This window comes from Loigolactobacillus jiayinensis (assembly GCF_003946445.1).
Taxonomy (GTDB): Bacteria; Bacillota; Bacilli; order Lactobacillales; family Lactobacillaceae; genus Loigolactobacillus; species Loigolactobacillus jiayinensis.
In genome coordinates, this window is record NZ_RHOF01000071.1 from 1 (window position 1) to 15369 (window position 15369).

Genomic DNA, 15369 nt, shown 5'->3' on the forward strand with positions numbered 1-15369 from the left:
TTGTCTATAGTTGGTCTAGTTCATTGGGTGTTGCACTTCAATTGTAAACTCGGCAGTTATTGAACACTAATAATAAGGTGATATTTTTGTTTTACTGCTAAAAATTCATTACGTTAATTTATCTAGTAAGTAATCAACCATTTAAATACTTAAGCAGATTACCACGGTAACTCACCGTCATTTTCGGAAAAGGTCCCCGTTGTTTTATCGTCAGCGGGTAGGCTAGCCATTTTAATGATTCGAGCTGCCCCGGTGGCAACGTCCTGTATTCCAGGAATCTTGAACCCAATTTTAGGCCGGTCACCAAGCTCTGTCGCCGTCAATCCCGGATTAACTGACTTAACAGTAATATCAGCGGCCACTAATTCTTTACTTAAATCAACAGTTGCAAAATTGACCGCAGCTTTATTGATGCTCGCCAGTCTTTCTCGTAATATTTATTAATTTAGTTCAAACCGAACAGTTTTTCACTATTTGAATAAGCTGGGCTTCGATAAGCAGGTCACGTCCATAATCATCTTGGGTGCAGATAAAGCGATACATCTAACTTTTCAGCTTCAGCAAAAATGAGTGAATATTGCACTTCATCTTTGTCTGCTAACTACTTATTCATTTAACCAATCGTTAACCTGGGTCATAAATTTGGTGACTGATTCTGGCTTATCTAAACCAGGGAGATCATCGCTAGCTTTAACGCCCAGATTCTTTAATACAATCGCCAAATTCTTATAACTATCACGGGCACCGGGTACCACTTTAACATCAGCCGGCGTAACGGGTAATAGCGTATCGCGCTCATAAATCGGCGTCATTGTATAAATCTTCCACTCGCCAGCAACCTTTTTCAATGAATAAACTAACCGCACATAGATCAAGTTATCCATCGTTTTCCCTTGTACTGGCGTCCGGCCAGTCATTGTTGTAACAATAATCGCCATTGCTTTATCACCGTTTAACCAAACTAATGTTTCATGTAACTTGTGCGCTGGTAATGAATCGGTTTGCGCGTCTGGTGATGGTTTAGATGCAGCCAAGAAGCCTTTAATGTCTCCCTTATACCAGGAGATCTCGATGGTTGCATCATCTGTGTAGCATGTCGCCATGCCATCCCATAGCCCATAGTCGCGGGCGTAGCGTTCATACTGAACCAGTTCAGTAATTTGTTGTTTATCGAGCATTTCTGCCACTGTTTTAGTGGTTGGTCGTTGATTTTCAAATGTCATTTTTTAAGTTGCCTTCTTTTAAAGATAATCCCTTATTCTGCTCGTAACGCAACTGCAGCATCTTTCTTAGCCGCCATTCGTGCAGGTACATGTCCACCTAGCATGGTCAATACGGTGGAAACAATAACTAGAACGATGGCTTGCGTTGGATTAAGCACCGCAACACCGGATAATCCCGTAACGTTGGCCAAGACAGCGTTGATTGGGAAAGTTAATACCCAAGCAACAAATATCCCAAATACACCTGCACCAAAGCCAAGAATAAACGTCTCGGCGTCAAATACACGGGTAATATCTTTTTTCCGCGCACCTAAAGCTTTCAGCACACCGATTTCTTTTGTCCGTTCCAAGACACTAGTGTACGTGATAATCGCAATCATGATCATTGAAGTAACCAATGAGATACCTGCAAATGCGATCAAGACGTAAGTAATGGCGTCCATTATGCCACCAGTCATGGTTGAAATGGTGCTAGCAAGATCCGTGTAAACCACCTTGTCGGCTTTGCTTTTACCCTTATTGTATTTGTCTAAATAATCCAGGACTTTATCTTTTTGTTTAAATTTGGTTGGGTAAATTTGGATATTGGTTGGTTCTGATGTGCCACCAAGCGTAGCTAATGTACTTTCGCGTGCTGCTTGATCCATGTTTTGACCAGTAATGACACTGTTGCTGCTATTTTTTTGTGCCGCAACGATTGCCGAGTTCTGGTTAGTATCTAAGACTGCTTTGGTCAAATTAGCACTATAAGCAACACCGCTGGCAAGAATACCATCCGAATCATCAGATTTAACTCGAATAATCCCCTTGACCGTCAACGTTTTAGTCGCTGCTTTGGTAGCCATTGTTGAATAATCAGTTCCGGACACATAATTGCCAGTTGGTAATTTAGTATAGTAATCATCGTTGGCAACTAGTTTAACTGTTGTTCCTACTAAATCTTTATAGTTATACTTCTGGCCTTCTTTAACACTAAAGCCAAGATTCTTTAAAGCGTTAATATTTAGCGTGTTGTCTTTATTGAGGACTAAGACAATATCGGTTGCTTTAGTCGGATAACTACCGGCGACAACCTTGTAGTAATTCTTCAAGAAAGATTGGTTGCCATCACGATCAACGGGATAAACACTGCCGTTCAAACCACTAGCACCACTACTCATCATAGTATTTGCGGTCGCTTTTTCAGGATTGGTATTTGAGAACGTCACTGGCTTATACTGGCCGTTAACTTGACGTAGTAAATTCATCCCTGTCCCGTAGCTGATGGCGATGTTTTTAGCATCTTTCTTCGGCATTTTATTTAGATAGTCAAGGTACTGACTCGTGATTTTATTAGTGTGTTGCGCCTTATCTTGATCACTCTTCTCGGCTGTGATTGTGTTCCCCTTAGCGGCCTTAGTTTTGCTATTACTATTTGAAGCTAAGGCGCTAGGATCAGTACTAACCTGCGAAATTGTAACCGGCATGGTCGACAAGGCGTCACTTTGAGTCTGATCAACTTGCTTCTGGAACCCATTTGAAAGTGCTAAGACAACTGCAATACCGATAATACCAATACTCGAGGCAAAAACGGTTAGAAAAGTTCGGCCCTTTTTGGTTCGAATATTAGTGAAGGAAAGTTTCATCGCTGTCCAGTAGCTCATCTTAGTGTTATTTAAGGTAAAGTCAGATTGCGTTTGTGCTTCTTCAAAGGGATTGGAATCAGCTTGAATTTTACCATCCGCGAATTCAATAATGCGATCAGCGTATTGATGTGCTAAATCAGGGTTATGGGTAACCATAATTACCAGCCGATCCTTACTCAAATCGCGAATCAGCTGCATGATTTCTTCGCTGGTTTCAGAGTCCAAAGCCCCCGTTGGTTCATCAGCTAATAGTATTTCTGGATTATTAGCAATTGCCCGGGCAATCGCGACCCGTTGCATTTGGCCACCAGAAAGCTGATTAGGTTGCTTATGCATCTGATCTTTTAACCCAACTCGAATTAAAGCATCTGTGGCCATCTGCTGTTTTTTTGCATTGGCCACACCACTTAAGGTCATCCCCATCTCAACATTTTCCATAATTGAAAGGTGTGAGATCAGATTGTAAGATTGGAAAATAAAGCCGACTGAGTTATTCCGATAAGCATCCCAATCGGAATCTTTAAAATGTTTAGTTGATTTGCCTTTAATTAATAAATCGCCAGAGTCATATCGATCTAGCCCACCTATGATATTCAACATGGTCGTTTTCCCAGAACCACTTGGCCCGAGAATGGCAACAAATTCTTGCTTACGAAACTCGACGGAAACATCATCTTGTGCTTTCGTAACAGTATCGCCAACGTGATAGAATTTATTGATATGATTTAGTTTTAACACTGACAGGTCTCCCTTTATATTGAGATATAAATAATTACCATTTGACAAGTATCAACTATAATGGCATAATTCACAATTGTCAACTATTGTATATGATTAATTTTTAAATTAATCTTGGAGGTACCAATGGATAAAGATCATAATAACAGTGAATTACTCGGACAATTATTTATGACGCTTGCACAAGTAATGACACAAAATCGATTTCTAGAAGAATTTGGCCTAACTCGCTTGCAGGCAATTGCATTGCGAAATGTCTACAAACACCCTGGCATCACAATGACTGAACTTGCCAAAACAATTGGTATTACGCGGCCACAATTGACCCGAATCATCAGTATTCTTGAAGAACGCGGCCTAGTTCGTCGACAACATAATGAGGAAAATCGGCGGATCGTCAATGTTTACCGAACCGAAAAAGGTGAAGCCGTTGTCAAGCAACATATGCAACTCGTTCAACAACGAATTCAAGCACAGATCGATACCTTAGGTGTAAAAGATCGTGAAACGCTCAGCCTTAGCCTCCAAACAAGCATTAATTTAATGGTGAAAGCTAACATTATCAAAGCAGATTCTATAGGTGATGACCATTAAAGCTAGTTTTTAATTGCATCATGGCTAAAGCTTGCTTTACTATTTTGGATGATCAAAAAGGAAATAGGCATTTCTCCACAAAAGAGAAATGCCTATTTTGCTACAATTATTTGGCTGGTTTTCCAGCTAAGGCAGCAACCAACTAGGTGCTTACTACTTCAGCAGTTGGCGTTGTTGCTGCTCCCAATCTTGTGCAGCCAACTGCACGGCATCCCATGGCGAGCCTACCGGTGGCGAATACGAGAGATCAAGATCACAAACCTCAGCTACCTTCATTTTGTTAAAAATGGCTGCTGCAAACACATCGTTACGTTTAGCCACTTCACTGCCAAAATGACCCACTAACTGGGCACCTAACAATTGGCCGGTATTCCGATCACCTGTTATTCTAATCTTAATTTTTTGTGCGCCCGGATAATATGCTTTGTGGTCATCAACATCAACTGTAGTCGTCAGGGGCACAAACCCTGCCTGCGCGGCTTCTTTTGCCAGTAAACCTGTTCTAGCTATGATGAGATCAAACGCCTTTAATACCTGTGTGCCAACGCTACCTTTAAAGGTACGTGTTACCCCAGCAAGATTATAACCCGCTATCCGGCCTTGTTTATGCGCTGTGGTGCCCAAAGGCAAATAAGTTGTCCCTAATAAACGATGCTTCGTCTCAACTAAGTCACCTGCCGCCCAAATATCCGGTAACGACGTTTGCATATGCTCGTCCACCTTAATAGCACCCGCAATGCCTGTCTCAGCGCCTGCTTGTACTAGCAATTTTGTATTAGGTTGCACCCCCACAACAATTAAAACAAGATCAAAGTGATAAGCTTGCTTATCCGCCCCGATAACGGTTGCCGTAGTAGCAGTCGCTTCAATTGCGGTAACTGCGGTCTTAGTTAAAACGGTCACCCCGTTTGCAACCAATTTTTGGCGCAGTAGCTGGCCTAAATCAGCATCGACTGTACTTAAAACTTCGGCCCCGCGTTGAAAAATAGTGACGTTCATGTGCCGATGCCGTAAAGCTTCCGCCATTTCAATGCCAATATAACCGGCGCCGATAACCGCGACATGCTGAACTTTATCTGCATCTAAGTCGCGTTCTAGCGCAAAATAATCGGCCATTGTGTGCAAAACACTTACTTTGCTTGCAGGCTGTTGAGTAGTCGCTAGCGATACACCGGTAATCCCCAAAAGTTTAGGCTGTGCGCCAGTGGCTACAACTAACTTAGTATACTGATAAACCTTGTGTTCGCCATCAGTACGCGAATGGGCTTGGACTTCATGTTTAGCTGGATCAATCCGATCTGCCACCGTACTCATTTGAAATTTAATTCCAGTACTCGTCAATTCGGCTAGGTCACGGTGAGCTAAGGCATGCCAGTCAGCGACTTCCCGCCCCACTGCGTATGGTAACCCGCAAATCGATAAATTGGGATAATCATCGGCTAATAAGATCGTCACCTCTAAGTCTGGTTGTAATTCTTTGGCTTTGAGCCCAGCAGAAATGCCAGCATCACTGCCGCCAATAATTAATAAATGGTCTGTTTCATTGGTCATTTTTAAGTACTCCTTAATAAGGTTTTAAGTTACTAGACTAATGGACTAGTGCCTGTTCTAAATCTTGCTGTAAATAATCTGAAAACTGTTGAAATGTTGGATATCTGTACTTCTTGACAATTTTGCCATCAATCATAGTAATCGGCAAAGTAGCGATACCTTCAATTTTTATTAATTGAGCAATCTGCTGTTCTTGGACAAATACATCAGGATTTTGTGCCAAATTATAACGTTCCATCTGATTTTTTCCTGCTGCATTAACATGGCGTTGAATCGCAGTGGTTTGAATCAAGTCCTTACTTATGCTAGGACCACAAATACCGCTAGCACAACATTGTGCTGCTTCAAAAATTTTAATTATTGTCATAGAGTCTCCTTAATATTATCTTAACCAAAAATCGTTAACGACAACCATAAACCACATAACGTAATGAATAACACGGGAATTGTAATTGTGATGCCAATTTTGAAATAAGCTCCCCACGTGATCTTAATCCCTTTTTGCGACAACACGTGCAACCAAACCAAAGTAGCTAAGGAACCAATTGGGGTGATCTTAGGACCGAGATCAGAACCAATCACGTTGGCATAAACTAGTGTTTGCTGCATTAAGCCAGATACATTTGCCCCTTTGATCGATAAGGCATTGATCATAACCGTTGGCATATTATTCATGGCTGAAGACAAGAATGCGGCTAAATACCCCATCCCCATAGTAGCTAAGAAACGACTACCCGTTGCCATTTTACTAATTACACCAGCTAACAAAGCGGTTAGGCCAACATTCTGTAGACCATAAACAACGACGTACATCCCAATCGAGAAGAAAACAATATTCCATGGTGCGCCCTTAATAACCGCTTTTGTATTAACTGATTTGCTTTGCATGCCTACCAGTAAGAAAATCAGAGCAATCGGCAATGCGATAAATGATACTGGAATATTTAAAAAGCTACTACTGAAATAACCAATCAATAACGCCGCTAGCATCACCCAAGAAAATTTAAATAACCGCGGATCCTTGATTGCAGTTTTAGGTTCAGGAACTTGTGTCGTATCATAATGAGTCGGTAAAGCCTTACGGAAATACAGATAAAGGATACTAATACTAGCTACTAACGAGAATAAATCTGGTATCCACATCCGTAATGCATACTCCGAGAATGTAATACCAAAAAAATCTGCCGAAACAATATTAACTAAATTGCTGACGACTAATGGTAACGAGGTCGCATCCGCAATGAAACCACTGGCAATAATAAACGGAAAAACTTTTTTCTCATCAAAATGTAGTGCCCGCACCATTGCCAAAACGATTGGTGTCAGTATTAATGCCGCGCCATCATTGGCAAATAATGCGGCAACGATGGCGCCTAGCACAGCAATCAAAATAAACATGCGCACACCATTACCTTTAGCTAAACGTGCCATATGTAGAGCAGCCCATTCGAAAAAACCGATTTGATCTAAAATCAACGAGATTAAAATAATTGCCACAAATGATAATGTGGCGTTCCACACAATTCCAGTTACTGTACCAACATCCCTGAACGTCACCACACGAAATAGTAACGCCAATACTGCCCCACCAATTGCCGTCCAACCAATTGATAACCCTTTTGGTTGCCAAATGACAAACAATAATGTAAGTAAAAAAATAACAACTGCAAAAAAGACCTGCATAATTCTCCTCCAATTACCAAAACATCAGGATAGTAATATCCTGATGGCTGATACTAACTATAAAATTTATATTAATTTAGGTTCTAGTTGCTTCTAATAATTAATTTAGACATAATATCCATTCATTATATCGTTAACAGCACTTGCTCAAAATCAGGTTGCCATTGTTCCACTGCAAAATGATCATTGGAAATCGCCTTAACTTTTTCGATCCATTCAACTTCATTTTGCGCCCGTGCCTGTAAACATGGGTGGGTTGTATTGGTTGCTAACATACTTTGGTTAACGACCCACCAAGTATGGGCCATTTTGGCTCTATCTAAATCAGCATTAAGTCGCAGCGACTCATAAACTGGCGTTGTTTCTGGTAACGTGACCATCACGATCTCCGTTTGGTTAGGATCTTGTAACCGTGGGAGCAAGTCGACGATGGATTGAGGAACTGAACCAGCTGTCCGCGCCACTTCTTTAGCATAGCTTTGCGTTGAATCCAACAACAATAACGTATGGCCGGTTGGTGCTGTATCAATGACGACGATGTCACTATCATTTTGTGCCACAATATTAGCAAATGCCCGGAAAACAGCAATTTCCTGAGTACATGGCGAACGTAAATCTTCAGCCACATAGTCAACGTCAGCCGATTTCATGGTTTGCCGCGCAGTCGCTAGCACTTCAGCTTGATAGTCTTTTAGTACTTGCTGCTCATCAATATGGCTAATAGTGACAGCTGGATCAGCCGTGTTAAAAAAGTCTAAATGATCGGCCGGATCAGTCGTCGCTAAATGAACCGTTTTATGTTGTGCCACTAATTTCTTCGTGATCTGCACAGCAACAGTCGTCTTGCCGACGCCACCTTTACCCATCGTAAAAATGATTTTTTTATTAGTCCGTAGCAAATCAGCGACCACAACATCAAGATCAGGATAATCATTTTCAATGGCTGGATAAGTAGCTAAACTTGGCTGTTGCGCTTTCAGCAATAATCTAAGTTTGTTCAAACCAGTTACGTTGTAAGCACGTAATGGCACTTCAAACTGAACTAACTTTTGCAAACTGGCTGGCATCTGTTGGAGATCATTTTGTTGCTGTTCAAAAATAGCCTGTGATGCCTTATCGGCTGGCTCTTGTAGCGTCCCATTAATGATCAACTGTTGATTAAGCATGCCGATGTCAGCTAATTCTTGTGCTGCACGCGCTGATTCAAGCAACGATGCTTTCTGTGGTCGGGTGACTAACATTAACGTAGTCAAGGCACCATCACTTAAGGTTGCTACTGCTTTTGCGTACATCGCTTTTTTATCACCCATGCCGGCCAACTGACCTAAGCAGGAAGCACCACGATCATTTTCGGCTAAATAGTTATTCCAAGCGGATGGTAGTTGCAGCATCCGTAGTGCATGCCCAGTTGGCGCAGTGTCAAAGATAATGTAATCGAAACGTTGGTCAACTGCAGGATCAGTTAAGAAGTTAGCAAATTCATTAAACGATGCGATCTCGACTGTACAAGAACCTGATAATTGTTCTTCCATATTCTTGATCGCAGCTTCAGGTAGGACGCCACGGTAAGGGCCAACAACACTCTCCCGATATTCACCTGCTGCGGTAACTGGATCAAAATTGGCAGCAAACAATCCAGGTACACCAGCAATTGCTTTCGGTTTATTAGTTAATTCAGTCTTAAAAACGTCTTGTAAGTTACTTGCTGGATCCGTGGAAACCAACATCACTTGTTTACCGTCATCTGCTAAATTAATTGCTGTCGCGCTAGCCGTAGTCGTTTTACCCACGCCACCTTTGCCTGTAAAAAATAGATAGTGCGTTAAGTTAGCTTTTTCAGGTTGATAATTCTGCATCGCCATTCTCCTTATATTGATAATCATCTATATATAGTCTAAAAGAAACGGCTGTGCCATTTCTCACTTTATAAGATTTAGCAACAGCCACTACCGCCACAACAACCACCAGATTGATTAGCTGGTACAAAGACTAAGCCCGTATATTCCGATAACTCATCGATTGTTGGGTATGCGCCGGTTTTAACGATTTGCCCATCAACAACCGTAATTGGCAAGGTTGCATCTGCACCATCCTTGATTGCTGCTAAAATATCAGCCCGTTGACTGAAAACATCTGGATTGTTACTTAGGTTATAGCGATCAGCTTCAACGCTATCAACCCCTTGCAACGCCTCAAAAGCCGCCGTGATCATCAATAGATCTTCATTAACAGAAGGCCCACAAACCCCAGTCGAGCAACACATAGCTGGTTCAAATAATTCAACTTTTTTCATTAGAGATAACAACCTTTCCTGAATGACTTGCTTGGCAGTCCGCACAATTATCACTGCGACAAATACACGATCCGTCATCAGCTAATAGTTGATCAGTGCCTTGTTTAAATTGATCGATAAACTCAGCTCGCAGCGTATAATGCTGCCACTTGCCTTCTTTACGCGCAGTCACGATACCTGCACTTTGTAGCACCTTCATGTGATGCGATAATGTCGGCTGTGAGAAGTCAAAATGCGTTAAAATATCACAGGCACAAAGCGAACCGCATGAGAGTAAATCAATGATTTTAAGCCGATTAGGGTCAGCCATGGCTTTCAGCATCTGTACATAATTCTGATAATCCATTGATAAGCCCCCTTTATAAAGATAGATACGTATCTATGCTTATAATATAGACCATTATCTATGTAAGCGTCAAGCATAAAAATGAAGCGTCATATACTCAACTACCAACAAATGCTATATCGTCGGCCGCGCTTAGCACTAATATAATTTAGCCACTGGCCTATAAATTATTGATCTAAAGTAAAAGCACCCTATAAATCATCGACCTAAACCGTCTAATGATTATAGCGTGCTCTAGTGCGTGTATAACAAAGCTAATGTCACGCTTTCTTCGTGTGCTTGGTCTGCAGTGCCCGATAAAGCATTAACAAAATTGTCACCACACTGATCCCAGCAGCAACTACGAAAACCCAATGAAAAGCTTGCATAAAGTTATCACCTAAAGCAGGCGTGATCTGTCTAACGCCAGAAAGCTGTAGAAAAAGTAATGTAGACGCTAAACTGACACCTAGCGACATGCCCAACGTCCGCGCAAACGAACTAAATGAGCCAGCCACCCCGGCAAATTTCGGATCGATCACGCCCATTGTCAAAGCGTTATTAGGCGAGATGAACATGCCCATTCCAATCCCATTTAACACAATTGACCCTAATATGCGTAGCCAGTTAAAACTTAGTGGGTAAATAACATAGCCAATTTGTGATACCAACAATAATGACAGGCCCACCAATATGATGGTAATACGATTCCAGCGATCAGCAAAATAACCAACTAGTGGTGAAACACCTAACATGACCAGCGCTTGGGCACCCATGATCAACCCACTTTTTAGCGCCCCCAAGCCTAAAAAGCTTTGCAAATAGAAAGGTAATAACACATTTGAAAAAACATTGACCATCATCGCTAAAAAGAGCGTCGTGATCGAAAGCATATAGGTTGGGTTGTGCAGTAATTCTGGTGCAATCCACGGTTGGCGTGCGTGATCATCCTGAACAAACGCGTAAATTGTTAAACCAACCCCAAATAACAAAATGCCAGTTCCTAATAGTAAATGAGTTGCACCCTTTTGAAATAAATTAGAGCTTAAAAAGAGAATAATTATGCCGAGTGTGAAAAGAAACTGACCTAACCAATTAACCTGACCAACGACCTGTAACAAAGAATGTACTGATTTTTTAGGTCGCGGTAAAACTTTAAAACCTAACCATAAAATGACTAAACCGACAGGGATGTTGATCAAAAAGATGCCCCGCCATGAAGTAAGTCCCATGATCAAACCGCCAATTGCCGGCCCAGAAATTGCCCCGACTGAAATAAACATGGAATTGATTGCTAAAGCCTCTGCCCGTTGTTTGTCCGGAAATGTCTCAGTAATAATGCCCATTGTATTGGCCATGATCATTGCCGAGCCAATTGCCTGAATGATACGACCAACGATCAAAATCACAAAGTTTGGCGCTAAACCATTGATAGCAGAACCAACAATAAAGAATACCCCACCATAAATGAAGACTAGGTTTTTGGAAATCAAATCACCTAAATGACCAAAAAATACCAACAACACCGCAGTTGTAATTAAACCAGTTTGCAAAACCCAAGTCGAAGCGCTGTTGGAAATTCCAAGGGCAATACTGATTTTAGGTAACGCAAGGTTAACACTTGAGCCGGATAGACTACTTAAAAATGAAAATAAACCAATGATTGAAATGACTTGCTTTTTATTCACCGTATTCATTTTATCACCTCATATTTTCGCCTTTGTACTGTTCGTATCATAATCTAGTATAGTATTTTTTAAAATAATTTTGTCTTTATCGGTATTATTCTGTGCGCGATTAGCTTATATTAATTAGCCGCTTTTCTAGATGACGACTTATTTAAGCAAGCTTGCTATATCAATAATTGATCAAGATCAATAGCTAGTCATTATGGCTATATAGCTATTAGTCTTTATGCATTACTATTATTGAATCCATTAATAATATACCAGTCACAATTAGCTATTTGTTATCATAATAAAACACTAAGGACGTTAGCGTTTTTCTGTTTTAAAGCTATAAAACAGTCCTTATCGTAACTATATAAATATTAAAAATAACAAATTCGACAGTATACGTTTACAACTGAGTTTTTATTAAGTATAATCAATTTAAGCTAAAATTTATATCAATAGTGAAAGTAATCATTTAGATGTATTGTAATTAACTTTACTGGTTCCATTTTTATCATCACCGGTAGCACACTATATACTTTCTGATCACTGGAAACTAATGCGTCATTCAAACTATATATTGGGTCGTGAGCGTGTATGGAGCAAAAAAAACGATCGACTAAGCGCCGGTATATTACGGGTATCGACGGCTTACGGTCAATCGCTGTTGTTGGGGTTATTTTATATCATTTGGTGCCGTATAAAGTGCCAGGTGGATTTTTAGGGGTTGTCATTTTTCTTGTATTAACCGGCTATCTCGTTACTGATCTATTAGTGCAAGAATGGCAACGAAATGGTCGTATTGCCTTATGGTCATTTTATCGGCGGCGTTTAACTCGTTTGTATCCAGCATTATTAACCATGTTATTTTCTACCGCTGCCTACATCACGTTGTTTCAGCACCAATTACTGACGCAATTACGGGGAATTCTCTGGAGTAACTTACTCTACGTTTATAATTGGTGGCAAATTCTTCATGGTCAATCATATTTCGACCGTTTTGCAAATAACGAATCGCCGTTTACGCATCTATGGACATTGTCAATTGAAGGCCAATTATACCTATTTTGGCCACTGGTTATGATTGGTTTACTTTTTCTATTTAAGCAAAAGCAGCACATTGCAGTCATTTTGCTTATTTTCAGTTTATTATCCGCATTACTAATGGCTTGGCTTTACCATCCAGGGTCTGATCCAAGTCGTATCTATTATGGCACTGACACCCGTTTATTCGCAGTTTTATTAGGCGCAGCGCTGGCAATTATCTGGCCCAGCGCCGCTTTAAAAACTAAGCTCAAACGTGGGCAAGTCTGGCTTTTAGATGGCATCGGCTTGTTTACAATTATTATGACGCTTATCTTGTATACTCAAATAGATGCACAAAGTCCTTTCGTTTATCGCGGTGGGATGTTATTGTTTACACTCATTATTACTTTACTAACTGCAGTGACCGTCCATCCCGGCGCGCACGTTAACCGCTGGCTGACAAACCCACTGTTCACTTGGTTAGGTAAGCGTAGTTATGGCATTTACCTCTATCAATTTCCGGTAATGATTTTTTATGAGAATCAGATCAAAAATATTGCGCACTTACCTTGGTTGCATAACTTAATTCAGCTCAGTTTAATTTTACTGATCAGCGAACTTTCTTATCGCTTGGTTGAAAAGCCTAAAAAGCAGGCCCTTGGGCGCCATTATTCACCTTCACGCTGGCGCCATTTGTGGGTTGTTCCCGCGTTAGCAATTTTAGGTATTGGCCTATTCGGTGCAATCAAAGCACCAGCACGTGCAAACACCACGCCAACACCGCTAGCACGAAAGATCACCCAAAATGCTAAAGCGAACACAGCCCGCAACGCTAAATTGATTGCTGCCGCCAAAAAGCGCAAAATACAAGCAAAGCAGTCAAGTTCGAGCAGCGCGGTTAATAACACCAAGACGCCGCCGCGAGCTGTCGGTGATTTAACGCCTGCACAAACTGAAAAAGCACAGCAATTACCACTGGTAGGAATTGGCGATTCAGTCATGCTTGATGGACTGGATAGCCTACAAAAAGTTTTTCCGCAAATGATCATTGACGCAACTGTCGGCCGGCAAGCAAATAGTAGCGAAGCCATACTTAATGGCTATGCTAGTCAAGGCGTACTGGCTAACACCGTTTTAATTGGTTTAGGTACGAATGGCGCCTTCACAGACGCTCAATTAGATACCATTATGCAAACACTGGGTAAACAGCGCACTGTTTTCTGGATCAATGTCCGTGTTCCCACTCGTAGCTGGCAAAATACAGTCAATGATTCACTACAGCGGGCAGCTAAACGGTGGCCTAACTTAACCATTATTGATTGGTATCATTACAGTAATAATCATCCCGATTGGTTCTATGACGATCAGGTCCACCCTAATGAAGTCGGTAAACAACACTACGCTGATTTTATTGCCGAACAGATTTTAAAAGAGTAAAAGGAGACCACGGCATAATTTCACTGGCACTTTCTGAAGTTCAACTGCAAGCAAAGCTAGTTAGCTGCCATTTTGTCGCCAGTGGACGGAAAAATAGATCTCGCCAGCCACGCATTATTCTAACTGGCACAACGTTTTAGTTCATAGTAGCCAAAACGTGTACCAATGATAAAAAGTGTCCCAAAATAGGCCTTCCCTCAGTAACGGGGAAAGCCTATTTTCATGCAGTTACTATTTTAATTTTGAAATCATCTATATTATTTCAACCCAGCAATTGCGCGTTGCCTTCGCTCAGCTTCTTCTTCATCAGTCATTTAATCGTTCCGCCAACTCAGATTGAGGAATATTTACTACAGTTACTGCTTTAAACTTTTCTTACTAACAACGGCTTGTCGTCTAAATCATAAACAGCAAGCCCCCGCAGCAACACCGAATCAAAAAATTAATCATCGACAACTGTAAAACGTTGTTGCTTATGCTGTGGTGCTTCCAGTTCGTCAACTAATGCACCAGCAAAATTGCCAAAAGAAACCGCTTGTTTACCCGCTTTATTTTCCATCACTTCATCGGTACCCACGTGATACTGCGTTTTTTTACCGGGTTCAAAGTTAACCTGTGGTGAGATGGCACTCCAGTCGACATTGTCTACCCACTGTAAAAACTCTAATTCATGAACCTGTTGAATTGGCGTCGCCACCCATGGTTCGTTCGCAAACATTTTCAAAACATCATCAAGCATTCTGGTTCCATCTGCCTTCTTAAGGGAACTTGAACCAACAATGAACATTAATCGAATTTGCTTGTTATTACGAAAAAGACTAATTAATTTTGTTGCCAAGTCTAAATGTTGATAGGCTTCCGGCGATGCAAAAGCATCAACGACCACATCGAATTGGTTTAAATCCGTAGCATCAAGTGCCAACGCGTCTTTCTCGATAATAGCCGCATCCGTACCAAACATTTCCTTTGCTTTGTCTGCGTTACGAACTAGCGCTGTAACCTTATGACCACGTGCTTCTGCTTCATTTAAAATAGCACTACCAACACGGCCTGTAGCACCAATGATGCCAATTTTCATCATTTATTCTCTTCTTTCATTACTCAATTAATGTCAGCTAAATCTGTCACTTAATAATAACAGTTAGGCTTGTACTAGGCCCTGTCAAGTTGACAATTGAAATAATATAAACTTTTATCTGTT

13 protein-coding genes are annotated in these 15369 nt (G+C 41.1%); 2 read left to right on the forward strand and 11 right to left on the reverse strand.

Translation table 11 applies throughout. The features are described from left to right. Nucleotides 1–158 precede the first annotated feature (158 nt). The 3 genes from EKM80_RS13265 to EKM80_RS13275 form a co-directional block, all read right to left on the reverse strand. Entirely contained in the window at nucleotides 159–362 is a 204-nt protein-coding gene (locus EKM80_RS13265) for a Rossmann-fold NAD(P)-binding domain-containing protein (protein WP_125553994.1), read from the reverse strand. Nucleotides 363–605: 243 nt separating this feature from the next. Continuing rightward, nucleotides 606–1223 carry a nuclear transport factor 2 family protein gene (locus tag EKM80_RS13270; RefSeq protein ID WP_125553996.1) on the reverse strand — a complete coding sequence of 206 codons (618 nt, stop codon included), beginning with the start codon at nucleotides 1221–1223 and terminating at the stop codon, nucleotides 606–608. Between the two features lie 32 nt (nucleotides 1224–1255). Beyond that, on the reverse strand, nucleotides 1256–3586 hold the full coding sequence (locus EKM80_RS13275) for an ABC transporter ATP-binding protein/permease (protein WP_125553998.1): 2331 nt from the start codon (nucleotides 3584–3586) through the stop codon (nucleotides 1256–1258). A 126-nt stretch (nucleotides 3587–3712) separates the two neighbouring features. Here EKM80_RS13275 and EKM80_RS13280 point away from each other — a divergent pair, with 126 nt between their 5' ends. Next, on the forward strand, nucleotides 3713–4180 hold the full coding sequence (locus tag EKM80_RS13280) for a MarR family winged helix-turn-helix transcriptional regulator (protein ID WP_125554000.1): 468 nt from the start codon (nucleotides 3713–3715) through the stop codon (nucleotides 4178–4180). 153 nt (nucleotides 4181–4333) lie between these two features. Here the strand turns inward: EKM80_RS13280 and EKM80_RS13285 are convergent, their stop codons facing one another. The 7 genes from EKM80_RS13285 to EKM80_RS13315 all read right to left on the reverse strand — a co-directional run bounded on the left by EKM80_RS13285 (nucleotide 4334) and on the right by EKM80_RS13315 (nucleotide 11729). Continuing rightward, on the reverse strand, nucleotides 4334–5731 hold the full coding sequence (locus EKM80_RS13285) for an FAD-dependent oxidoreductase (protein ID WP_125554002.1): 1398 nt from the start codon (nucleotides 5729–5731) through the stop codon (nucleotides 4334–4336). Between the two features lie 37 nt (nucleotides 5732–5768). Then, the gene (arsD, locus tag EKM80_RS13290; RefSeq protein ID WP_125554004.1) at nucleotides 5769–6098 is read right to left on the reverse strand and encodes an arsenite efflux transporter metallochaperone ArsD; all 330 of its coding nucleotides are present in this window, start codon (nucleotides 6096–6098) and stop codon (nucleotides 5769–5771) included. A 20-nt stretch (nucleotides 6099–6118) separates the two neighbouring features. Continuing rightward, nucleotides 6119–7414: an arsenic transporter gene (locus EKM80_RS13295; RefSeq protein ID WP_125554006.1), complete on the reverse strand. Its 1296-nt coding sequence runs from the start codon at nucleotides 7412–7414 to the stop codon at nucleotides 6119–6121. Nucleotides 7415–7539: 125 nt separating this feature from the next. Then, on the reverse strand, nucleotides 7540–9270 hold the full coding sequence (arsA, locus tag EKM80_RS13300; RefSeq protein WP_125554008.1) for an arsenical pump-driving ATPase: 1731 nt from the start codon (nucleotides 9268–9270) through the stop codon (nucleotides 7540–7542). Nucleotides 9271–9347: 77 nt separating this feature from the next. Beyond that, on the reverse strand, nucleotides 9348–9707 hold the full coding sequence (gene arsD / locus EKM80_RS13305; RefSeq protein WP_125554010.1) for an arsenite efflux transporter metallochaperone ArsD: 360 nt from the start codon (nucleotides 9705–9707) through the stop codon (nucleotides 9348–9350). Continuing rightward, a complete protein-coding gene (locus EKM80_RS13310) occupies nucleotides 9694–10053 on the reverse strand; it encodes an ArsR/SmtB family transcription factor (protein WP_125554012.1) in 360 nt (119 codons plus the stop codon). The genes arsD (EKM80_RS13305) and EKM80_RS13310 overlap by 14 nt, the downstream gene beginning before the upstream one ends. A gap of 260 nt (nucleotides 10054–10313) precedes the next feature. Continuing rightward, the gene (locus tag EKM80_RS13315; protein ID WP_125554014.1) at nucleotides 10314–11729 is read right to left on the reverse strand and encodes an MFS transporter; all 1416 of its coding nucleotides are present in this window, start codon (nucleotides 11727–11729) and stop codon (nucleotides 10314–10316) included. Between the two features lie 573 nt (nucleotides 11730–12302). On the opposite strand from EKM80_RS13315, the gene EKM80_RS13320 reads away from it, so the two are divergent. Beyond that, nucleotides 12303–14168 (forward strand): acyltransferase family protein, encoded by a 1866-nt coding sequence (locus EKM80_RS13320; protein ID WP_125554016.1) that lies wholly within the window; start codon nucleotides 12303–12305, stop codon nucleotides 14166–14168. A gap of 442 nt (nucleotides 14169–14610) precedes the next feature. On the opposite strand, the gene EKM80_RS13325 is transcribed toward EKM80_RS13320, so the two are convergent. Beyond that, entirely contained in the window at nucleotides 14611–15249 is a 639-nt protein-coding gene (locus EKM80_RS13325) for an NAD(P)H-binding protein (RefSeq protein WP_225418894.1), read from the reverse strand. Between the last annotated feature and the right edge of the window lie 120 nt (nucleotides 15250–15369).

Coding starts and splice junctions, on each gene's coding strand:
- EKM80_RS13270 (WP_125553996.1), bottom strand. CDS start 1,223: ATGACATTTGAAAATCAACGACCAACCACTAAAACAGTGGCAGAAATG.
- EKM80_RS13280 (WP_125554000.1), top strand. CDS start 3,713: ATGGATAAAGATCATAATAACAGTGAATTACTCGGACAATTATTTATG.
- EKM80_RS13285 (WP_125554002.1), bottom strand. CDS start 5,731: ATGACCAATGAAACAGACCATTTATTAATTATTGGCGGCAGTGATGCT.
- arsD (WP_125554004.1), bottom strand. CDS start 6,098: ATGACAATAATTAAAATTTTTGAAGCAGCACAATGTTGTGCTAGCGGT.
- EKM80_RS13295 (WP_125554006.1), bottom strand. CDS start 7,414: ATGCAGGTCTTTTTTGCAGTTGTTATTTTTTTACTTACATTATTGTTT.
- arsA (WP_125554008.1), bottom strand. CDS start 9,270: ATGCAGAATTATCAACCTGAAAAAGCTAACTTAACGCACTATCTATTT.
- arsD (WP_125554010.1), bottom strand. CDS start 9,707: ATGAAAAAAGTTGAATTATTTGAACCAGCTATGTGTTGCTCGACTGGG.
- EKM80_RS13310 (WP_125554012.1), bottom strand. CDS start 10,053: ATGGATTATCAGAATTATGTACAGATGCTGAAAGCCATGGCTGACCCT.
- EKM80_RS13315 (WP_125554014.1), bottom strand. CDS start 11,729: ATGAATACGGTGAATAAAAAGCAAGTCATTTCAATCATTGGTTTATTT.
- EKM80_RS13320 (WP_125554016.1), top strand. CDS start 12,303: ATGGAGCAAAAAAAACGATCGACTAAGCGCCGGTATATTACGGGTATC.
- EKM80_RS13325 (WP_225418894.1), bottom strand. CDS start 15,249: ATGATGAAAATTGGCATCATTGGTGCTACAGGCCGTGTTGGTAGTGCT.